Genomic DNA, 21,830 nt, shown 5'->3' with positions numbered 1-21,830 from the left:
CGCACCGAGCCTCTGCCCGCTTACTACGCCCGGCCTGCCGGGCGTTTTGCCGTTCGGTCACGGCGCCTGCTCGACAGACTCGCTACTGCCCGATTCCGCCGCTGGCATATGAAGAGCCTCGCTCTCGCCCTTGAATTGTTATGTTATAACATATAAGTTACTGCCGATCACGGCGCCGTCAGGCGTCACTCTTACTGTGGCCCCACGCCAACGGGTCCCGGAATCACCAGGAGCCATATCCGATGTCCGAGTTCACTCCCCTGCCGGTTACCGTGCTGTCGGGCTTTCTAGGCGCCGGTAAAACCACGCTGCTAAATCATATTCTGGCCAACCGGGAGGGCCGCCGCGTTGCAGTGATCGTCAATGACATGAGCGAGATCAACATCGATGCGGCGCTGGTGCGCGGCCACGATACCGGCACCGAGGTAGCCCGCGCCGAGGAGCGGCTGGTCGAGATGAGCAACGGCTGCATCTGCTGCACCCTGCGCGAAGATCTGTTGATCGAAGTGAACCGGCTGGCCCGGGAAGGCCGCTTCGATCACCTGGTCATCGAATCCACCGGCATCTCCGAGCCTCTGCCGGTGGCGGAGACCTTCACCTTCGAGGATGACCAGGGCCGACGCCTGTCGGACGTGGCCCGGCTTGATACGCTGGTGACGGTAGTGGATGGCGTGAACTTCATGCGTCAGTACCTGGAGGCCCAGGCCTTGGCGGAAACCGGCGAAACCGCCGGTGAGGACGATGATCGCAACGTGGCCGACCTGCTGGTCGATCAGATCGAGTTCTGCGACGTGCTGTTGCTCAGCAAGACCGACTTGATCAGTGATGCCCAGCGAGCCGAACTGGAAGCAGTACTTGCCCGACTGAACCCGGCGGCTGACCTGCTGACGATGCGGGACGGCGTAGTCCCTCTGGACAAGGTGCTGAATACCGGCCGCTTCGATTTCGAGCGCGCCAGCGCCGCCCCAGGCTGGCTGAAGGAGATGCGCGGCGAGCACGTGCCGGAAACCGAGGAATACGGCATTTCAAGCTTCAGCTACCTCGCCCGCCGCCCCTTTGACCCGACAAGACTGCATGAGCTGCTGCACGCCGACTGGTTCGGTGAGGGGCTGCTGCGCTCGAAGGGCTTTTTCTGGCTGGCCAGCCGCCCTCGCTACGCCGCGCAGTGGAGCCAGGCCGGGGGCATCGCCCGGTACGGCTTTGCCGGGCTGTTCTGGAAGGCCGTGCCCGAAAGCGACTGGCCCGCCGACCCCGAGTGGCGAGACGCCATTCTGGACAAGTGGGAGGAGCCCTTCGGCGACATGCGTCAGGAACTGGTATTCATCGGCCAGAACATGAACGAAGCGCGCATGCGTCAGGCACTTGATGCCTGCCTGCTCGATGACGATGCACTGCTTCAGGGATTTGAATACTGGAAAACCCTCCCCGACCCCTTCGAGGCCTGGCATGACTGATCTCGCTTCCCCGAACGCCTCAGCCCTCGACGCCCGCGATGGACTGTCTGATGTGACACGCGGGCCTTCCCGACTGACCGGCGCACTGAGCCGTGTCGGCATGGCCGGCATCGAGCTGCCCCTGCTGCTTGATGACACCGCCTTCGATGTGCGCGTTGATGCAGGTGTCAGCCTGGATGACGAACATGCCCGCGGCATTCACATGTCCAGGCTCTACCTGGGGCTCGACGCCCTCACCCGGCGGCCGCTGACGCTGGCCCGACTTGACGAGACGCTTGCCGGATTTCTTGAAAGCCATGACGGGCTGTCGGACACCGCCTACCTTGACCTCACCGGCACCCCGCTACTGAGGCGGCCGGCCCTGATCAGCGATCACAGCGGCTGGAAGGGCTACCCGCTCACGCTCAGGACGAGGCGCTCACCCAGGGGCTTCGAAGCCCAGCTCGAGCTCGACATCGGGTATTCATCGACCTGCCCCTGCTCGGCGGCGCTGGCGCGCCAGCTCATCCAGCGTCACTTCGACGAAAGGTTCGGCGACGCGTCCGGCCTGACACCTGAGGCAGTGCGGAACTGGCTCGGCAGTGAAGACGGCATCATTGCCACGCCGCACAGCCAGCGAAGCCGCGCCCATCTGCGGCTTCGCCTTGATCCAGGGCACGCCCGCCTGCCCTGGCAGGATGTCATCGAGCGCAGCGAAGTCGCCCTTGGCACGGCGCTTCAAACGGCCGTCAAGCGTGTGGATGAGCAGGCCTTCGCCCTGGCCAACGGCCAGAACCTGATGTTTTGCGAAGACGCCGCCCGACGGCTGCACGATACCCTGACAACCCAGCCCGGCGTTACCGGCTTCAGGCTGGACATCACCCACATGGAAAGCCTGCATGCCCACGACGCCGTGGCCACCGCCCAGTGGCACTGGCCCGGCTCGCTCTAGCGCCCGGCCCGGAGCGTAAAAGCGTGCTATCTTGCGGCGACCGGCAACTGTCGGTCGCCGCTTTTTATCGAGGCTCGCCCCATGTCATCACCGTCCCCGTACTTGCGCCGCATTGCCGCCCTCTACGCCCTGTTTCTATTGCCGGGCACGCTTGCCGCGACCTGGATCACCCGCACGCCGGACATCCGCGACCGCCTCGATGCCGCCACCGACGAAATGGGGCTGGTGCTGTTCGGCCTTGCCGTCGGCGCGATGATGGGCGTATTGAGTGCCGGCCTCTGGGTGCGCCGGTTCGGCACCCGCAGCGTGCTCGCGGTCAACGTCGTTTTGATGGCGGCCGGCATGGGCGTGGTGAGTGTCGGCGTCAGCAGCGGACAGTCGCTGGTCGCCGCCGCCGGGCTGGCGCTCTTTGGTGCGGGAATGGGGCTTGCCGAGGTTGCGATCAACATCGAAGGCGCGGCGGTGGAACGGCTGAGCGGGCGGGCGCTGATGCAGACGCTGCACGGCTGCTTCAGCCTTGGCACCGTGCTCGGGGCGCTGGTCGGCATCGCGTTCACCGCCTGGCGGGTACCGACCGAATATCACCTGATGGGGCTGACGCTTGTAACCCTGCCGGCGTTCTGGTGGGCCATTCGCGGCCTGCCCCTTGATACCGGCAAACGAGCGCAACCAACTGCCGTCAGGGCCGATACGCCTGACACCGATACCGCACCGCCGGTCTCGGTCTGGAAGACCCCGCGGGTGTTGATGCTTGGCACCATCGTGCTGGCGGTAGCACTCTCGGAGGGGGCGGCCAACGACTGGCTGCCGCTGCTGCTGGTGGATGTGCACGGCGTTTCTCCCGCGCTCGGCTCGCTCGGGTTCATGCTGTTTGCACTGACCATGACGCTTGGGCGATTTTCCGGCAACGCCCTCATGCGCTGGCTGCCCCGACACACGCTCTTTCGGCTCTGTATCATTCTGGCGCTTGTCGGTGTGGCGCTCATCACCCTGACCGAGCACAGCGGCGTCGCCATCGCCGCCGTGGTGCTGTGGGGCATCGGCACCTCGGTCGGCTTTCCGCTCAGCATGTCCGCCGCCGGTGAAGGCGACAACGGCGACGCCCAGGTCGCCGCCACCGCCATCATGGGTTATATCGCCTTTCTTGCCGGGCCGCCGATGCTCGGGTTCATCGGCGAGCACGCCGGGCTCGACCGTGCCCTGATGGTAGTGCTTGCCGTACTGGCGCTCGGGCTGGCGGTCTCGAGCGCGGTGCGCCGCCCCGAGAAAACTCCCATGACCGCCGCATCCCACAATGGGTAATGGGCCCGCCCCGGCGGCGCCGGTATAGTGACTCATTGCCCAGGCGCAGGAGACTACCCATGGCGTCTCACCCGGTTACCGTGGCCCGATTCAGTTACCCCTATGAAGCGTACCTGTTCAAGGGGCTGCTCGAATCACGTCACCTGACGGCGTTCATCGCCGATGAACACCTGATCACGATGCAGTGGATGTGGGAAACGGCGCTGGGCGGCATCAAGGTGCAGGTCGCAGCGGAGGATCTGGAGCTTGCCCGCGCGGTGCTCGCCGATTATGAGGCCGACCGGCTGGTGGCAGAAGTGGATACCGCCCCAGCGGACGTACCGACAGATGAGCAGAACAGTAGCGAGGCCCGCCCTGGCCGAGGCTGGCGAGCGCTGGCGGTGGCGTGCTGGGCCAGCACCGGGGTGGTATTCCCCTTGCCCGGCACGCACCGCCACCGTGAGTCCGATGACTGATTCGTACCCCTGAAGCATTCAGACTGGATCGATGGTCAGTACCAGCCGCATCTCGCCCGGTGACACTCCCGGGCTTCGGTGCACCAGCGCCCGGTCTTCGCTCCCCACCCAGCCGGTGCCCTTCATCAATGCCACATCTCCCGCGCTCAGGGTATCGAGCGCCTCCGGCACCCGCAGGATGTCGGGTTTGCTGGCCGATGGTGCCCCCAGGCCAGCTCGATTGACTGCGTCATCCGGCAGCCACTCGCTGCCCGGGCCAAGATAGGTACTTACCAGCCGCACCGGCAGCCGATCGCAGTGAAAGCGCGGGCACATCGCCTCATCAAGGCGCCGAAGACGCACCCCGACCTCCTCGGTCTCGAACAGATACGCCATCGCCTGCGCCAGCGTCACCACATCCTCGATCAGCGCCGCACTGGTCTCCGGCGCGTGCAGTGCCTTGCGTAAATCATCCCCAAGCGCCTCACCCTCCGGGTTACCCCGCCACGAAAACGACAGCGGAAAGCGCGCCTCACGCTGGGCGCGAGCTCCCCCGACCACCTCGGGCGAGAGCGTGCGCTGCATCACGGCCAGCGTGATTTCGGGATCGAAAATGCGCGGCAGCACCGAGACCTCCCGGTCGATGGCCCAGTGAACGTGTTCGGCAAGCGGTGTGGCGAGTGCGGCGGTCATGATCGGCTCCCTCAATGGCTTTATTGTTATGATATAACATATTTTTAGACAGAAAAAATACTTCCTCTTGAGCGGGGTAGTTGGTAGTTCCTGGGAGAGAAAAAGGATGAATGACCACGCGGTAGTAAAGCGCAGCCCGATGTTCGCGGAATGTTTATACCAATCGATGACGGGCATACGGCGAGGCAGTAGTTGGGTTGCCGGCTGGGGGAGGCGTCAGATCAGCAGGTTATTTGCATGCAACACTTTACCTATGGAACGCTTAGCTCATTCCGCCTAACGGTGCTCATTACAGTAGACAAGACTCGAGTCATTCATTGTATTTTTGAGTGAAAGGAATGCCGTTGAAAGTGTGAGTACAGCATTTGCAAAGAGGCCCCAGTGTATTTTCATCAATATCAGGGTTAACTATCCGTAGAATTCTTTTCTCGTCTACGTAAAGGCCACTGAAGTATGAGCTTTCACCAACGCGAATTACCTCTTCGGCTGATTCGTAATCCATGGCAACCAGCCAATTAATAGGGTCTTTTTTATCCAACCGAGAGACCGCTTCACTATGAACCTCACTCCATGGACAACCAACTTTGGCCAACAAAAACTTGAAAAGCGGCGTGTAATCAAGCCCACGCTGGATGCCTTTGCGCATTCCAAGGGCAGATTTCCTACGTCGTGTGTTTCTGAAATCATCTCCATGGAGATGATGAACGCCATGCGTCCTAGTGTTCACCTTTCGGTACAGAGGCTTTTTATTGTTGGCTCTCACATTCAATCCTCATTAATTAATGACTCTGAATTTGCAAGGCAATTTTTAAGCCACAAAGCGGTATATAAACTATCTAAAAACAACGAATGTTATGAATGCCTTTCACGGTAACGCAAAATCTTTTGCCGCTTTTTTATTATCAGTCCAGCAGCTGCTAATATTTTTCTGTTGACATCTTTCAAAGGCCTTTTCACCTAGAAGTCTTCTTGTTTTTTCGAGATTCAACACACCCACTTGCTCTCCACGCTTGGTATTGTCTCGCCAACCGAGAAAGTAAATCTTGTCGGCCTCTTCAGCAACCGAGCGATAACTGGCGACTTCGTGTGGCGCTGCCTTCTGTAATTTAAACGCTTGATCTGGAATATTCTTGTTGAATTCTTTAAAGAAGCTCCAAGGGCTGAAAGGTCTATCTGGGTCGTACTCTAGCCCGAGTATTCGACAGAGCTCTTTGTAGGTGTCCCGATCAAACCTCGGATCAATCTCAAACCCCTTCTCCACCACTATCTCAAAGCTGAAATTTTCGGATTTTACTCCAAAAAGAAGCACAAATGGGCTTTCATCAATAAAAAAGAAGACATCAAAAATTGCTTTGCCCGACATGTAGGAGAAGCGGTATCGGTCGATCTCCTGAGACTTCATGCTTCGGTATAAATCGAATAGTCCTTCTAATTTCATTAACTGACTCCATTCATACTCGCAATGCTTTAGCTCGGCTTTAGCAGTACAGCCGGCATTAATTGCAGCAATTTTTCATGCATTCTTTTTTATTGCTCGAGAGAAACGAGGCTGCAGCAACTGCCGATATTGTTTCCTCACTCCGTCCAAGTCGATATTGAACTGCTTCAACTCTTCAGGGCTCCATCCTTCTGGATTAATCCAATATTCGGATTTGTGCTCACATATTTGTGATAACTCATAATCAATATGTCTTATAGGAATAGCGGCTGCGGCCCAATACCTAGAGAGTTGATTCTCGGTTTCGAAGTTTCTTTTCCGGTCTGAATCGAGCTTTCGATAATAGATACAAGTTTCATTTAGCGCGTGTGAAATACTACGAAGAGCGTTATCTCGCAGCTCCCGGTGGTCACGCGACATCGCCTGCAACGGGCCTATAAGGTTTACCAAATTACCCAATATCATTTCAATCATGATTTTTCCTAAAAACATAACGCTTGCGTTCGGCAGTCACTATGGCAGCTATGCGATAAGAGCGGCTTGGAAGGACGCGAGCAAAGTCCGGACACGCTTTGCCGTTTCCACATCGTGTACCAAGAGGTTACGAACAGAAAGGACTTTATGCCATCATTCCTTGCAGCCAGATCGTGATGACAAAAAACGACGGCACCCACTCAACGGTGGGCACCATGTGCAAAATGAAGACGTTCTAATCAACCTTCGCCGCCCGCCACGCATGCAGCTTTTGATAGCTGGTAATTAACCGCTGGTGCCGGTCGATGCCCTCCAGGTTCATACTGGTCTCGGTGAGGCCATAAAACCGAACGTCGGCGTTGATGTAGCCGACGGTGGCGTTGATCTTCTCTTCGCCGAACATACGCACGAGGTTTCGGTAGCAGGCATCGACGATGTGCATTCAATGTCCCACAGAGTGCCTGGGGGGAGTGGAAAGACGATCGGCAGACGCGTGCGGGCGAATGCGCAGCAGCAGCGCGTAGCTCAGAGCAGCCACCAGCACGCCGACCAGCGGCGGCAGCAACGGTGAAAAAAAGGCGGCGGCGGCGCCCATGGCGTAGGCACCAAGGCCTCGGCGGTCGAAGTCGGGAAGTGCGGCATCGGCCAGAGCCGGGTAACGGCCCTTATGCTTGAGCCAGAAATCCGCCATGATCACCCCGCCCATCGGCGGAATGAAGGTGCCGAGCAGGACCAGAAACGGAATCAGATAGTTGTACATGCCTCCCACCGCCAGCACGGTGCCGATGGCAGCCCCCGCCACGGTAACGGTGCGACGCCGGTCGGTACGGATCAAATTGCATCCGGCCACGGCAAAGTTGTAGATGGTGTTGTCCTGGGTAGTCCAGATGTTCAGGAAAAGCATCAGGACCGCAATGGAGACAAACCCCTGGGCGATCAACACATCAACGATGTCCGCCTGCTGATAGATCATGGCCCCCAGCGCGCCGGTCAATACCATCAGGCCGTTGCCTACCAGAAAGGCCAACAGCGTGGCAATTACCGCAATGCGCGGGCGTTTGGCAAAACGGCTCCAATTGGTAGCCTGGGTACCGCCACTGATGAAGGTACCGATGATTACCGTAACGGCGGCGGCCACATTCATGCTCTCGCTCGGCGTTTGCCGGACAAGGCCCTCAAGGCCCCCCACATCAACCAGCCCCATGGCCAGGCTCAGAACAATGAAGAGCATCATCACCGGCACTGCCAGGCGCGAAAGCCAATCCATGCCCCGGTAACCAATCATCGCGGTGATGCAGAAGCCGAACCCGAAAAGCACCATCAGGGGGATTTCCATCCACGCCTGCATCCCCGTGGTGCGTACCAGCACTACGGCAATGGTCGCGGTCCCCCAGGCGTACCAGCCAATCTGGGTAAACCCCAGAATGAAATCCGAGAGCTTGCTGCCCTTTTCACCGAAGCAGAAACGGCCCATGAGCACCGCGTTCAGCCCGCTTTTACAGGCGATATAGCCAAGCGCCGCGGCGTAGATGCCCAGCAGCAGGTTTCCCAGCAACACGACCCACAGAAGCTGGTCGATCGGAAACGCCTGGCCCAGCGAACCACCGGCCCACATGGTCGCGGTAAAAAAGGTGAAACCCAACAGCACTACAGACGTGGACAACAGCCCCTTCCGCGCGCTGGCTGGTACCTCACTGAGGGGATAGTCGGAATGTTGCATGCTCGAAGCCTCGTTAGCCGTTATTTAGCTATCAACACATCAAGCAATAAGCAGGCCAATTGCGCAGTTCTGATAGGCGCTGCTACCTGAGCGCAAGCAGAACCGCAGGCGTAAAAGCCTGCAGGGGCATGGCCGGCCAGATGTATTTCCGGCCGGCCACGAGGTGGCCCGGGGCTCACCTGTTCTCAAAAACCTCACGCCGGGACATACGGCGTCAATGACTCATCCCATTGATACGCCCCTGCCGCCTCAGGCCCTCGCCGCCCGCCAGGCATGCAGCTTCTTGTAGCTGGTAATCAGCCGCTGGTGCCGGTCGATGCCTTCAAGATTCATGCTGGTTTCGGTGAGGCCATGGAAGCGCACGTCGCCGTTGATGGAGCCGACGGCGGCGTTGATCTTCTCTTCGCCGAACATCCGCACGAGGTTTCGGTGGTAGTCTTCGAACTCCAGCTCGTCATCCAGCAGGATCTCGAGCACGGCGGTGAGCGCCTGATAGAACAGCCCCCGGTCGCGGGTGTTGTCGTTGAACTGCAGGAACATCTGCGTGCGGTCGAGCGCATCCTCGTACTGGCCGAGGTCGAGGCTGATGAGGAGCTTCAGCTCGGCAATGGTCAGCTCGGACCAGACGCTGTTGTCGTCGAACTCGATGCCAATCAGCGTGACGATCTTCATCTGCTCGTCGAGTTCGCTTTCCTCCAGCCGCTGGAGCAGGTCCGCGAGCTGGTCTTCCTCGAGTGTGTGCAGGTTCAGAATGTCTTCGCGGTAGGTCAGCGCCATGTTGGTGTTGTCCCACACCAGATCGTCCACCGGGTACACCTCGGAATAGCCCGGCACCAGAATGCGGCATACCGGCGCGCCGAGGTCCTCATGATGCGTGACGTACGCTTCATGGCCGTCTTCCGCAAGGATTCCGAACAGCCGCTCGGCCTCGTCACGGGTCGCACCGGAGAAATCCCAGTCGCAGAACTCGACATCGGCGCGGGCGCTGAAGAAGCGCCAGGAGACCACACCGGAGGAGTCGATGAAGTGCTCGACGAAGTTGTTCGGTTCCGCCACCGCCTGGGAGTTGAAGGTCGGCGCAGGCAGGTCATCCATGCCTTCAAAGCTGCGGCCCTGCAGAAGCTCCGTCAGGCTGCGCTCGATCGCGACCTGTAGGCTCGGGTGCGCGCCGAAGGAGGCAAACACACCGCCGGTGCGCGGGTTCATCAGCGTCACGCAGGCGACCGGATAGCGCCCGCCGAGGGAGGCATCCTTCACCAGTACCGGGAAACCCTGAGCTTCCAGCGCGTCAATGCCTGCCTTGATCCCGGGATAGCGCGCGATGACGTCTTTCGGCACGTCCGGCAGGGCGATTTCCTGCTCGATGATCTGGCGTTTCACCGCCCGCTCGAAGATTTCTGACAGGCACTGCACCTGGGCTTCGGCCAGGGTATTACCCGCGCTCATGCCGTTGCTCAGGTACAGGTTCTCGATCAGATTCGACGGAAACCACACGGTCTCCCCGTCCGAATGACGCGTAAACGGCAGCGCAACGATGCCGCGGTCCGCCCGGCCCGAGTTGGTATCGATCAGGTGAGAGCCGCGCAGCTCGCCGTCCGGGTTGAAGATATCGAGGCAGTGCGCATCCAGCACCTCAGCGGGCAGTGCATCGTCCGGCCCTGGCTGAAACCAGCGCTCGTTCGGGTAGTGGACGAAATCACTACCCGCGATCTCGGGGCCGAAGAACTGATCGTTATAGAAGAAGTTACAGGACAGCCGCTCGATGAACTCGCCCAGCGCGGAGCACAACGCGGCTTCCCTGGTGGATCCCTTGCCGTTGGTAAAGCACATGGGGGACGCCGCATCGCGGATGTGCAGCGACCAGACGTTGGGCACGATGTTGCGCCACGAGGCAATCTCGATCTTCATGCCGAGGCGCTCGAGAATGCCGGTCATGTTGGCGATGGTCTGCTCCAGCGGCAGATCCTTGCCTTCGATCCAGGTACTGGCCTCTGCCCCATCCTTATCGGCAGCGCTGCCCATCAGCAGTGCCTGAGCATCCTCGTCGATGTTCTCGACCACCTCGATCTGGAACTCGGGATTGTTCTGGATCACCCGCTTGACCGAGCAGCGCTCGATGGAGCGCAGGATGCCGGTGCGGTCCTTCTCGGAGAGATCATCCGGCAGCTCGACCTGAATGCGGAAGATCTGGTTGTAGCGGTTTTCCGGATCAACGATGTTGTTCTGGGAAAGCCGGATATTCTCGGTCGGGATATCCCGGGCATTGCAGTACACGCGCACGAAATACGCCGCACACAGGGCGGACGAGGCCAGAAAGTAATCGAACGGGCCGGGGGCGGAGCCATCGCCCTTGTAACGAATCGGCTGGTCGGTGATGACGGTGAAGTCGTCGAACTTCGCCTCCTGTCGGAGGTTGTCGAGGTAGTTGACCTTGATTTCCATGATGCAGAACCGGGTTGGTGACGGGTGTCGCTCGGGGCGAATTGCCCGCCATTATCCGGATTTGAGGGGGGATTGTCTTGGGAGAAGAGAAATCTACAAGCTCTAATTTAAAGCCAAAACTTATTAATACAACAAGCCTTTATTCCTTTTCAAATTTAATTGCCACTTGCCTCATGAAATTAATGCCTTTATCAGTTAATCCGTTATCAAAATACCCTCGACCTTCAAGATCTGAAATATATTGTAGCGAGCACATAGAAAGGATCTCATCCACCTCACTTTTAAATTTAGAATCATCTAAAAAAATAACTTTTGAAAAATCGATTTTGCTAACAACTTTATTGTATGTATAATTCTCTAGCGCAGACTGCAAACCTGAATTTGAACTCATCCTATTAATTCGTCTAACTAAGAACTTACTTTTCATCTTGTTTAAATCTCGCTGAGATTTAATCAACTCATCCTCTTTTTCCTTTAGACTACTTATCAATTTATCCTTTTCACTTTTTTCCAGCTGAGCTTTTTCAATGAATTTTTCTAATATATCATTCCTTTCCTTAATCACCTTCTCGATTTCTTTTTCCTCACTCTTAATTTTCCCCTTAAACTCTTTATTGCTTTCATAGCCTTTATCGTTATGAAGCTGGCTTCTCATTGCAGAATATCCTTCGTCAAGATTTTTAAGCCTTTCTCCAAATCCACTTTCTATTTTTACCAATAGATCAGAGATATCTTTAGTGAATTTATAATTATTATCGTAAAACCTATTACTTGTCTCAGTAGCCTTAAAATAAAAAAGAGCTGAAAGAAAAACTGAAGAAATAGCCAGCACCAAAGAAAGAAAGGCCGAAAAATCAACCTCAAAATTAAGTGGTGTGTCATATACTTTATAACAGAAAACCGCCACCAGCATTATTATCGAAATGGATTTAACCCAATCAAAAAGGCTGTTAAATCTTGACTCATGATTTTCCTTAAACAAAACCCACCCCTTTATTAATTTAATACCATAGATTGAATTAAACCGCCCCGCTTCATCAAATACCAACCGATATACCCATGCACCCCCTTCGGCCCGACGATCCGATACAGCGCCCGTGCGGGGAAGCTTAAGCGGCGTCCAATGACATAACCATCCAGTACCTATCGGCACACGTATACGCCAATTTAGGCTTTACGCATTAACCAGCCATTTGCCCATGCGTAGAGAGAGTGACACCTGAACAAGGGCATCACCCTGGTGACAGAGCGCACCCGGCCCCGGGGCTTTTTGCTATAGTGCGCCGCGGGCTGCGCTTGCGGCCATCGCCCTGATTCCCTGTCCTGTTCTGGAGCTTGATGTGACATCCCCCTCGGTCCCTTCCGGCACGCCATCGCGCTCACCCACGGTCAATCCACGGCTTTTACTGGTGAGCCAGCTGATCTTCAACGCCGGTTTCTACATGGTGCTGCCGTTTCTGGCGGTGCATCTGCGCGATAACCTGGCCATGGCCGGGGCGATGGTGGGCATGGTGCTGGGCATTCGGACCTTCTCCCAGCAGGGGCTGTTCGTGTTCGGTGGCGCCTTATCTGATGCCCTGGGGCCACGGCGCATCATCCTGCTGGGCTGTTTGATACGTACCGCCGGCTTTTTGATGCTGGGCTTTTCCAATTCCCTCCCGATGATTTTACTGGGTGCGTGCCTGACCGGCGCCGGCAGTGCGCTGTTTTCACCGGCGGTGTCGGCGCTTCTGGCGCTGGCCGGCAGTGAAAGCGAGGCCCGCGGTGGGCAGTCGCGCTCGGCCCTGTTTGCACGGCTGGCGATCTGGGGCGAATGCGGGGCGGTCATGGGGCCGGTGCTCGGGGCACTGCTTCTGGATGTCAGCTTCCAACTGGTATCGCTGGCGGGGGCGGGCGTCTTCGTGCTGATGTTCTTCGTGCTGGGCCGGGCGCTTCCGGCAGGGGCGACCACTACCCAGACCGATGAACCGCAGGCCTCGTGGTGGCATGTGTTTCATAACCCGCAGTTTCTGGCGTTCATCGTGATCTACAGCACGGCGCTTCTGAGCTACAACCAGCTCTATCTGGCGATGCCGGTGGAGCTTGAGCGCGTGGGGGCAGACGAAGGGGCGCTGGCGATCATGTTCATGCTGGTATCGGTACTGGTCATCGTCCTTCAACTGCCGATCAACCGGCTGGCGCGTCATGTCGGGCCGGGCATCAGCCTGCCGCTGGGGTTTCTGATCTACGCCGCGGGCTTTGCCGCGGTGGCCTGGGCCGCGCCGCACGCCCCGGCAGAGGGCTGGCTCAAGCTGTGGCCCGCGGCGGTAATGGTGAGTGCCATCGCCATTGCCCAGATGATCGTGCGGCCGGTCGCGATGGATCTGATTCCGGGCTTTGCCGGTAACAAGCCGCTGGGGGTGTACTACGGAGCGCTGGCTTCTGCCGGTGGTGTCGCGGTACTGCTTGGCAACGCCGTGGCGGGTGATCTGCTCGATGGGGCGCTGACGCCCGCCCCCGGCGCCGGGCTGCCCTGGTGGGTGCTGGCCGGCTTTCCGCTGGTCAGCGCCGTGGCACTGGTGGTGCTCTTTCGCCTGCCGGCGCTGGCTCACCTTCGCACTCGGCCTGCCCCCAAGGGCTGATGACTTGTTACGTCACCTGAATCGGGCATAAAAAACGCCGCGCATCTGCGCGGCGTTTTTGTACGGGCCCACTGTACGAATGAGCGTTTATAGCCCTTCTTCCAGAAGCTGCGGCGCGAAGTAGGTCATGATGAGGTCAGCCCCGGCGCGACGCATGGAGCCCAGCGTTTCGCGCACAACGGCGTATTCATCGATCACGCCCTGCTGGGCCGCGAACTTGATCATCGCGTACTCGCCACTGACCTGATAGGCCACCAGCGGCAGCAGGCTGTTACGGCGAATGTCGGCCATGATGTCGAGATAGGCCAGCGCCGGTTTGACCATCAGAAAGTCTGCGCCTTCGGCTTCATCAGCCATGGATTCCCTGAGCGCCTCGCGACGGTTCATCGGGTCCATCTGGTAGGTCTTGCGATCGCCTTTAAGCTCGGTGCCGGCGGCTTCACGAAACGGGCCGTAGAGCGCAGAGGCCAGCTTGGTGGAGTAGGCCATGATGGGAATGTCGTTGAAGCCCGCTTCATCCAGGGCGCTTCGAATCGCGGCAACCTGACCGTCCTGCGCCGAGGACGGCGCGATGATATCGGCCCCGGCCTTCGCGGCCTGTACCGCCTGAATACCGAGGTTTTTGATGGTGCGGTCGTTGTCGACGGTGTTGCCCTTCAGGATGCCGCAGTGGCCATGGCTGGTGTATTCGCAGAAGCAGATATCGGGAATCACCACCAGCTCCGGCGCGGCTTCCTTGATGGTGCGTACCATGCGCGCCACCATGCCATCTTCCTTGAGCGCGTCGCTGCCGGTCTCGTCCTTGTTGTGGGAAATACCGAACGGCATGATGCTTTTAAGCCCCAGCGCGCTCAGGCGGCGGGCTTCCTCGCCGAGTTTGCTCTCGGGCACGCGGTACTGCCCCGGCATGCCTTCAATGGGCGTGTAGTCATCGGTCTCTTCCTCGACGAAGATCGGGTAGACCAGATGCTCTGCACGCAGTGAGGTTTCCCGCACGATGGTGCGAAGGGCGTCGCTCTTGCGCAAACGACGAAGACGGGCCTGCGGAAACTGGGCCGGCATGAGACCTCCTGGCAGTCATGAAAAATGAATCGGGCATGAGTATAGCGCTGCTCGAGGGTGAGGTCAGGGAAACAACGGCATGGCGTAATGCCATCGGGTTCACCAGGCGGGTGCCGTGACGCCCGTGGCCCGGGAAGAAACACGGCCGCATTCACTCAGGTTATATCGCTGCCCGCAGCCGCTGCCTACAATGACGCCCCCGCATCAGACTACCTGGTACAGGCGCCGTTCACCCCGACATTACTGCCCCCTGCGCGGTGTTTTTTGTCGATGCACTGCCCCGATGCCGCCAGCGGGCTATGCTTGACCGTTACCCTGACAATAACCAGCACAGACCCGACACACCCAATGACTTCCGATTCATCCTCTTCTCACGCCGAACCGACCGGCTGGACCCTGGGGCTGCTGCCCGCCCCGGAACTGCCCGCACGCATCGTCGAAAGGGTTCGAGAGCGCCTGGCGGAGCGGCTGTCGAGTCAGGTCGCCAGCGACGAACACTGGTGCATCGAGATCATCACCAACCCGATGGTCGGCACCGATGAAGACGCCAACGACATCATGGATGAAGCCGAGCGCTTCAAACGCGATCACGGCTGGACCTACGTGGTGTGCATTACTGACCTGCCGCTGTTTCAGGACGGCAAGCCGCTGGCCGCCAGTGCCAGCCACTCGCGTGGCATCGGTATTCTGTCCCAGCCGGCGCTGGGTGCCTCGCCGATGGAAAAGCGCGTGGAGGAAGCGATCACTCAGCTGGTCAGCGAACTTCACTTCGGCAGCACAAGAAAGGGCCGGGAGGCGTTCTGCGATTACCACGGCAAGAAACGCCGCGGCCAGCGCCAGGAAGCCAGGCGGCTGGTAAGGCGCAGACTGTCGGAGTGGTTCGCGCCCTTTGTCCGGCGGGATCTGTCCGAAAACGATACCGATCTCGACGTGCGCTTTGTCGCCCGCTTCCGCACCACCGGCTACATCAAGCTGATCGGTGGCATGGTGCGGGCCAACCGCCCGTGGACGATCTTTCCCGCCTTTCGCCGCGTCGGCGCCGCTGCCTTCGCGACCGGTGCCTACGGAATGATCTTTCCTTCGATGTGGCGGCTGGCCGACAGCTACGAACCCTGGCGCTTTCTGACGCTGATGCTGCTGTCGATGATCGCGATGGTGCTCTGGATCATCGTCGACCATGGCCTGTGGGAGCCGGTACGCCACCGCGATGCGTTTTCCAATGCCAGACTCTACAACATCGCCACCTTCAGCACGCTGGGCATCGGGGTGTTGTTCTATTACCTTTTCCTGATGCTGCTGTTTTTCATTACGGCGTACCTGTTTGTGCCATCGGCGGTCATGGGGAAAACCCTCGGCCACGAGATTGGGTTGCTCGAGTTCGGGGCGCTCGGGTGGCTTGCGACCTCGCTGGCCACCGTCGGGGGTGCGCTGGGGTCGGGGCTTGAGAGCGATGAAACGGTGCGCAGCGCCACCTACGGCTATCGCCAGCAGCTCCGCCAGAAGCGGCTTCAGGAGCAGCGCGATGACGACAACGATGATCCTGACAGCAATGGCGACAGCAGAAACCGCAGCGACGAAGGCAACGACAACCACGACAGCGGCGACTACACCGATCCGGAAGACCCCGAGCAGGACAGCAACACCCGCTCTTCAACGTAGCCTTCCTCGGCGGCGCGTTTGCACACGCGCTGTCACGCAAGCCACCGCATCCCAAAAAAGGGAACCCGCACATGGCGGGCTCCCTTGACTGGCTTGACGACAGGGCATGGCCTCAGGGTGCGAGCGGCACTCTCGCGCGACGCTGGCGCCAGCCCCGGTATATGGGCAGCACGACCATCAGCGCCACCAGCGCCCAGCCGCCCCAGGTAATCGGGCTGGACCACAGGATGGACAGGTCACCGTTGGAGATCGACAGCGCACGGCGCAGGTTCTGCTCCATGATGCCCCCGAGAATGAACCCGAGCAGAATGGCCGACAGCGGGAAGTCGAACTTGCGCAGAATGTAGCCAATCACCCCGATAACGATCATCAAGAACAGATCGAAGGTGGTGGCATGCACGCCATAGACCCCGATGGCGGTCACGATGGCAATACCCGGCACCAGTGCCCAGTAGGGTACGGCCAGAATCCTGGTGAAGACCCGGATCAGCGGAATGTTCATCACGACCAGCATGATATTGGCAATGAACAGCGATGCGATCAGCCCCCACACGATATCGGGCTGGTTCTGGAACAGCATCGGGCCCGGCGTGATGTTATAAAGCGTCAGCGCCCCAAGCATGACCGCCGTGGTGCCGGACCCCGGCACCCCGAGGGTCAGCATCGGCACCATCGAGCCACAGGCGGCAGCACTGTTGGCCGTTTCCGGTGCAGCCAGACCGCGCAGATCGCCGTCGCCGAAGCGGTTGTCCCGCGTGGCGATACGCTTTTCACTCATGTAGGCCACGGCACTGGCCATGGTCGCCCCGGCACCGGGCAGAATACCCATGAAAAAGCCCACCACACCACTGCGAAGCGTGGCCCATTTGATAAACATGAACTCCTTCATGTTGAACATCATGCGGCCGCTGGTCTTGAGTGCGGTTTGCCCGTAATAGGTGCGCTCCAGCAGCACCAGAATCTCACTGATACTGAACAGCCCAAGCACCAGCACCACGAACTGGATACCATCGGACAGGCCCAGACTTCCGAACGTGAAGCGATAGACACCGCTGTTGGAATCGATGCCGATGCACGACAGCAGCAGGCCGATCAGCGCAGCCACGCCGGTCTTGACCGGCTTGTTCCCGGCCATGCCCGCCAGGCAGGCAATGGCAAATACCATCATCACGAAGTATTCCGCCGGCCCGAAGGCTACCGCCCAGGTGGCCAGCAACGGGGCGAAGATGGTTACGCCAATGGTCGCGATCAGACCGCCGAAAAAGGAACCGGCCGCCGAAATCGACAGCGCGATGCCGGCCTTGCCCTGACGGGCCAGCGGGTGGCCGTCCAGCGCGGTCATGACCGCAGAGGCCTCGCCTGGAATGTTCAACAGAATCGAGGAAATACGGCCGCCATACTCACAGCCCAGATAAACCGCTGCCAGCAGGATCAGCGAGGTTTCCGGCGGCAGCCCCAGCGCAAAGGCGATCGGGATCAACAGCGCCACGCCGTTGATTGGCCCAAGCCCCGGCAACAGACCCACCACGGTACCGATCAGCGTACCGCTGAGCGCCGTGATCAGATTCAACGGGGTCGTCGCCACACCGAACCCCTGGCCCAGATAGCCTAATGTATCCATGATTCAGCTCCCCAGCCCGGACAGCACGCCCAGAGGGAGCGGGACATCCAGCACACGATCAAACAGAACATAAAAGGCCAGTGACATCACGAGACCGGTAATCACGCTGGTGATCCAGCCGCCGTTGTAGAGACGACACATGGCAATGGCAAACAGAAACGACGAGACAATGAAGCCGAGCCGCTCGAAGAAGAATGCGAACAGGGACAGCGCCAGCACGCACAGGACCAGCTTGCCCAGCACCTGCGGGGTCAGCGGGGTCTCGGCGTTTTCCTCGGCCAGGTGGCCGGGGCGAAAGAGCAGATAGACCGTACCCGCCGCCAGCAGCGCCAGCAGCAGCAGCGGGAAGGCGCGCGGGCCGACCGGCTCGTAGGAGAAGGCGGCTTCATAGCCCATCGTGGCGACGGCCAGCACCGCATACACGACCAGCAGGGCCACCAGAAATAAACGTTGATACAACATGGGCGGTCGCTCCAGTCAACGAGATAACCAGAAGTGAACAAGGCCCTCGTTGAGAGGGCCCTGGGGACGGGTCAGCAGGCCTTATCGAATCAGACCGTACTCGTCAGCCAGCTCCCGGTAATGCGCCACACGCTTTTTCACGTAGGCGTTGAGCTCGTCACCGGTCATGTCGAAGGGGTAGAGTTCGCGACTTTCACGTAATTTGGCGAAGTCTTCGGACGCAAGCAGCTTGTCGAAGGCGTTCTTCCACCAGTTGTAGGCATCGTCGCTGACTTCCGGCCCCACGTAGAATCCGCGGATGACCGGCCATTCAACGTCATAGCCCTGTTCGATCGCGGTCGGGATATCGGCGGTGACCTTGCCCGGCAGACGCTCGTCGGAGAACACCGCAAGAATGCGCATGTCGCCGCTTTCAACGTGCGGCACGGAGTCGGAAATATCGGTACTCGCCACCTGAATGTGGCCGCCCAGCAGTGCTGTTGCCAGCTCGCCACCGCCTTCCATCGCCACGTAACGCATGTCCTTCGGCTCAATGCCGGCGGCCTTGGCAAGCATCGCCGTCTGCATCCAGTCCTGACCACCAACCGACCCACCGGCGCCGATCACGACCTTGCCGGGATCCTTCTTCAGCGCCTTAACCAGATCCTCGAGGGTCTTGTAGGGTGAATCGGCACGCACCGCGACAGCGCCGTAGCTGGTGCCTACACCGGCCAGCCAGCGCACGGCGTTTTCGTCATAGCGACCGAACTTGCCCTGCGCCAGGTTCAACAGTGAACCGCTTGACCAGGCAATGATCGCGTTGGGGTCGTCCGGGCGCTGCGCGACAACGGTGTTGTAGGCGACCGCGCCGACACCGCCGGGCATGTAGGTAACGCGCATCGGGGTAGAGAGAATCTTTTCCTGCACCAGCGCGCTCTGTGCGAGCTTGCAGGTCAGATCGAACCCGCCGCCGGGGGCGGCAGGCGCGATGCACTCGGAACGTTTCGGGCCATCGAAGGCCTGTGCCGGCAGGGTCATGCCCAGCGCGAGGGTGCTCATCAATGCCGCAGCCACCATGCGACGCTTGCCTACTACTCGGGTTTTAATGCTCATGTCATCATCTCCGGTCATGTCTGCTCGAAAGAGACACCGATTCTTGTTGTCTGGCACAGGATCGAAAGGCGGGCATGCGTAATGCAAAAGAGCGCTCGATACGTCAGCCCCTCCGAGACAGCCACCGATGCACTTGATCAGTCCCTCTCTTCAGAGGCCACTCCCAAACCTGCTGGAAATCGTTAGACTGTCGCCCGCAAACGGCCCCTGGCCCTGCCTGACAGACACGGTATCCACGAAGACTTTCATCAACCTTTCACGGACAGCGCCATGCGTACCCTATTAGTCGAAGATCATCCGTCTCTGGCCGAAAGTATCAGACAGGCGCTGGTCAGCGCCGGCTGGAGTGTTGATCTGATGCACGATGGTCTTTCGGCGCGCACGGCCCTTGAAACGGAGAGCTATGCCCTGCTGCTGCTGGACATCGGCCTGCCTGAAATGGATGGGTTCAGTCTGTTGAGCTGGCTCAGAAAGCACGATACGCGCCTGCCGGTGATGATCATTACCGCCCGTGGCAGCATCACCGAACGCGTGCGCGGGCTGAACCTCGGGGCAGATGATTACCTGATCAAGCCGTTTTCGCTGTCGGAAATGGAGGCGCGCATCAATGCGCTGATCCGTCGTACCCGGCACGATGGCCAGGAAGTTCATCGCCTCGGGTCACTCGCCTTCGAGGTCGGCGCACGAAGCTTCACCCTCAGGGACCGCCCGCTGACCCTGCCACCGCGCGAACTCGCCCTGCTTGAGGCTCTGATGGCCCGGCTGGGACGCACGGTCAGCAAGGAACAGCTCGCCGCGCAGATGTTTTCAATGGACGAGGATGGCTCCTTCGAAGCCATTGAAGTCTACGTGCATCGGCTGCGACGCAAGCTCGAGGGCAGCGATGTACGCATCGTGACCTTCCGGGGTCTGGGCTATCAGCTTGAGCGGGCACCCGACACATCGCCTGTTGCATCGTCATGAAGGCAAGCCTGTCACGGGGCAGCCTTCGCGGCCGCCTGACCCGACGCATCGGCGCCGCGCTGTTGCTGCTGACCGGCATCGCCGTGGCCGGTGCGGTCTACGATGCCTCCCGCATCGCCAGCCAGGCCTATGACAGGCCGCTTCTGATCGCCGCCCGAATGCTCGGGGAATCGGTCCATGTCGAGGACGGCCGCCTCGGCGTTCATATTTCACGCGCCATCCTTGACCCGTTCTCGCTCGACAGCGGCGGCAGCGCCTTTTATCAGGTCATCGATGCCGAAGGCCGCACCGTCGCCGGGTTTGACGACCTGCCCGCCCCACCGGGCGGCATGCCAATGACGCGACGCTACCCGTCACTGGCGCGCTTCTACGATGGGTCCTATGGCCATCGGGAGGTGCGCCTCGTGTCACTGCTGGTGCCGGTCAGTCAGCCGGATTACCAGGCCATGATCGAGGTGCGGGTAGCCGAACACCGCGACATTCATGCTCAGCTGTTGCACGAGCTGCTCGGCAATACCCTGCTGCGCCTGTTGCTGTTCGCCGTGGCGGCCTTCGGGCTGTTCGTGTTCGCCATCGACGCCGCCCTCAAACCCCTCAAGCGCATTGCCGACATGGTCGCCAGCCGCTCGCCGCATCACCTTGAACCGCTCCCGACCGACAACGTGCAGCGTGAAGTGCTTGGCCTGATCGTTGCGATCAATCACCTCAATCAGCGACTGGACGAGACCCTGAAGACCCAGCGCGCCTTCATTGCCGACGCCGCTCACGAGCTTCGAACGCCCCTGTTTGCGTTACGTGCCCGGCTGGAACTGGGCATGCGGGATACCTCGCAGGCCGGGCTTCAGGCCACGTTGACCGATGTTCATCAGGACCTTGAAGGACTGACGCTGCTGGCCAATCGATTGCTGTCACTGGCGCGGGTGGAGAACGATATTCAGCGATGTACCGACACCACGCTGGATCTGACCGAAGCCACCCGCGAGTTCTGCATGAGCATGGTCTCGCTGGCCTGGCAGCGCGAGCTGACCCTGGCCTTCGAGGCACCGGAAACGGTTCAGGTGCGGGGAGATATGTCACTGATCAACGAGCTGCTGGCCATCCTGATCGGCAATGCCCAGGCCTATACGCCGGCGGGCGGCAATATTGTCGTGCGGGTCCTGCCCGGCGCCGTGATCGAGGTCGAGGACGATGGGCCGGGCATTCAGGAGGATGAGCGCGAGAAGGTGTTCGAACGGTTCTATCGCGGGCGCCATACCAGTGACCAGCGCGATGATGCCCGCGCCATCAGCGGCACCGGGCTGGGGCTCGCGATCGCCCGCCAGATCTGCATCGCCCTGGATGCCACGATCTCACTGCACCCTGCCCCCGGCGGCGGTACCCTGGCCCGGGTCACGTTCCGTAATGATGTCGAGCGATAGCTGCCCTCGCCGTGCAGAAGGAACGAGACACCGTCCGGTCAGCC

At 59.7% G+C, this 21,830-nt stretch carries 20 protein-coding genes; 8 read left to right on the top strand and 12 right to left on the bottom strand.

What is annotated here, in order from left to right:
- Positions 1-242: 242 nt before the first annotated feature.
- The 4 genes from zigA (at position 243) to OQ287_RS07485 (ending at position 4,142) form a co-directional block, all read left to right on the top strand.
- A complete protein-coding gene (gene zigA, locus OQ287_RS07500; protein ID WP_265896050.1) occupies positions 243-1,454 on the top strand; it encodes a zinc metallochaperone GTPase ZigA in 1,212 nt (403 codons plus the stop codon).
- The gene (gene folE2 / locus OQ287_RS07495) at positions 1,447-2,385 is read left to right on the top strand and encodes a GTP cyclohydrolase FolE2 (RefSeq protein ID WP_265896049.1); all 939 of its coding nucleotides are present in this window, start codon (positions 1,447-1,449) and stop codon (positions 2,383-2,385) included. Before zigA ends, folE2 begins: the two co-directional genes overlap by 8 nt.
- Before the next feature lie 81 nt (positions 2,386-2,466).
- Positions 2,467-3,687 (top strand): MFS transporter, encoded by a 1,221-nt coding sequence (locus OQ287_RS07490; protein WP_265896048.1) that lies wholly within the window; start codon positions 2,467-2,469, stop codon positions 3,685-3,687.
- Positions 3,688-3,746: 59 nt separating this feature from the next.
- Positions 3,747-4,142, top strand: coding sequence for a putative signal transducing protein (locus OQ287_RS07485; RefSeq protein WP_265896046.1), 396 nt, complete (start codon positions 3,747-3,749; stop codon positions 4,140-4,142).
- A gap of 18 nt (positions 4,143-4,160) precedes the next feature.
- On the opposite strand, the gene OQ287_RS07480 is transcribed toward OQ287_RS07485, so the two are convergent.
- The 8 genes from OQ287_RS07480 to OQ287_RS07445 form a co-directional block, all read right to left on the bottom strand.
- Positions 4,161-4,814 (bottom strand): DUF1826 domain-containing protein, encoded by a 654-nt coding sequence (locus OQ287_RS07480; RefSeq protein WP_265896045.1) that lies wholly within the window; start codon positions 4,812-4,814, stop codon positions 4,161-4,163.
- A gap of 310 nt (positions 4,815-5,124) precedes the next feature.
- Positions 5,125-5,577 carry a hypothetical protein gene (locus OQ287_RS07475; RefSeq protein ID WP_265896044.1) on the bottom strand — a complete coding sequence of 151 codons (453 nt, stop codon included), beginning with the start codon at positions 5,575-5,577 and terminating at the stop codon, positions 5,125-5,127.
- 102 nt (positions 5,578-5,679) lie between these two features.
- Positions 5,680-6,252: a DUF6037 family protein gene (locus OQ287_RS07470; RefSeq protein WP_265896043.1), complete on the bottom strand. Its 573-nt coding sequence runs from the start codon at positions 6,250-6,252 to the stop codon at positions 5,680-5,682.
- A 75-nt stretch (positions 6,253-6,327) separates the two neighbouring features.
- Positions 6,328-6,726, bottom strand: a complete 399-nt coding sequence (locus OQ287_RS07465; RefSeq protein WP_265896041.1) for a hypothetical protein — start codon at positions 6,724-6,726, stop codon at positions 6,328-6,330.
- Between the two features lie 235 nt (positions 6,727-6,961).
- Positions 6,962-7,168, bottom strand: a complete 207-nt coding sequence (locus OQ287_RS07460; RefSeq protein ID WP_265896039.1) for a hypothetical protein — start codon at positions 7,166-7,168, stop codon at positions 6,962-6,964.
- Positions 7,169-8,446 carry a cytosine permease gene (codB, locus tag OQ287_RS07455; RefSeq protein ID WP_265896038.1) on the bottom strand — a complete coding sequence of 426 codons (1,278 nt, stop codon included), beginning with the start codon at positions 8,444-8,446 and terminating at the stop codon, positions 7,169-7,171. It abuts the gene before it with no gap.
- A gap of 249 nt (positions 8,447-8,695) precedes the next feature.
- Entirely contained in the window at positions 8,696-10,888 is a 2,193-nt protein-coding gene (locus OQ287_RS07450) for an OsmC domain/YcaO domain-containing protein (RefSeq protein ID WP_265896037.1), read from the bottom strand.
- 139 nt (positions 10,889-11,027) lie between these two features.
- Positions 11,028-12,041, bottom strand: coding sequence for a hypothetical protein (locus tag OQ287_RS07445; RefSeq protein WP_265896035.1), 1,014 nt, complete (start codon positions 12,039-12,041; stop codon positions 11,028-11,030).
- A 187-nt stretch (positions 12,042-12,228) separates the two neighbouring features.
- Between OQ287_RS07445 and OQ287_RS07440 the strand changes: the two genes are divergently transcribed.
- Positions 12,229-13,509 (top strand): MFS transporter, encoded by a 1,281-nt coding sequence (locus OQ287_RS07440; RefSeq protein WP_265896034.1) that lies wholly within the window; start codon positions 12,229-12,231, stop codon positions 13,507-13,509.
- An 87-nt stretch (positions 13,510-13,596) separates the two neighbouring features.
- Here OQ287_RS07440 and hemB read toward each other — a convergent pair whose 3' ends face one another.
- Positions 13,597-14,571, bottom strand: a complete 975-nt coding sequence (hemB, locus tag OQ287_RS07435) for a porphobilinogen synthase (protein ID WP_250934946.1) — start codon at positions 14,569-14,571, stop codon at positions 13,597-13,599.
- Between the two features lie 348 nt (positions 14,572-14,919).
- Between hemB and OQ287_RS07430 the strand changes: the two genes are divergently transcribed.
- Positions 14,920-16,230 carry a hypothetical protein gene (locus OQ287_RS07430; RefSeq protein ID WP_265896033.1) on the top strand — a complete coding sequence of 437 codons (1,311 nt, stop codon included), beginning with the start codon at positions 14,920-14,922 and terminating at the stop codon, positions 16,228-16,230.
- A 112-nt stretch (positions 16,231-16,342) separates the two neighbouring features.
- Here the strand turns inward: OQ287_RS07430 and OQ287_RS07425 are convergent, their stop codons facing one another.
- The 3 genes from OQ287_RS07425 to OQ287_RS07415 form a co-directional block, all read right to left on the bottom strand.
- On the bottom strand, positions 16,343-17,851 hold the full coding sequence (locus tag OQ287_RS07425; RefSeq protein ID WP_265896032.1) for a tripartite tricarboxylate transporter permease: 1,509 nt from the start codon (positions 17,849-17,851) through the stop codon (positions 16,343-16,345).
- A 3-nt stretch (positions 17,852-17,854) separates the two neighbouring features.
- Positions 17,855-18,313 carry a tripartite tricarboxylate transporter TctB family protein gene (locus OQ287_RS07420; RefSeq protein ID WP_265896030.1) on the bottom strand — a complete coding sequence of 153 codons (459 nt, stop codon included), beginning with the start codon at positions 18,311-18,313 and terminating at the stop codon, positions 17,855-17,857.
- 81 nt (positions 18,314-18,394) lie between these two features.
- Positions 18,395-19,405 (bottom strand): Bug family tripartite tricarboxylate transporter substrate binding protein, encoded by a 1,011-nt coding sequence (locus OQ287_RS07415; protein WP_265896029.1) that lies wholly within the window; start codon positions 19,403-19,405, stop codon positions 18,395-18,397.
- 270 nt (positions 19,406-19,675) lie between these two features.
- Between OQ287_RS07415 and OQ287_RS07410 the strand changes: the two genes are divergently transcribed.
- Positions 19,676-20,368 (top strand): response regulator, encoded by a 693-nt coding sequence (locus OQ287_RS07410; RefSeq protein WP_265896028.1) that lies wholly within the window; start codon positions 19,676-19,678, stop codon positions 20,366-20,368.
- Positions 20,365-21,786, top strand: a complete 1,422-nt coding sequence (locus OQ287_RS07405) for a sensor histidine kinase (RefSeq protein WP_265896026.1) — start codon at positions 20,365-20,367, stop codon at positions 21,784-21,786. The genes OQ287_RS07410 and OQ287_RS07405 overlap by 4 nt, the downstream gene beginning before the upstream one ends.
- The last annotated feature ends 44 nt before the right edge of the window (positions 21,787-21,830 follow it).

The sequence above is a fragment of the Larsenimonas rhizosphaerae genome (assembly GCF_026240105.1).
Taxonomy (GTDB): domain Bacteria; phylum Pseudomonadota; class Gammaproteobacteria; order Pseudomonadales; family Halomonadaceae; genus Larsenimonas; species Larsenimonas rhizosphaerae.
This window is presented reverse-complemented; position numbering and strand designations above follow the sequence as displayed.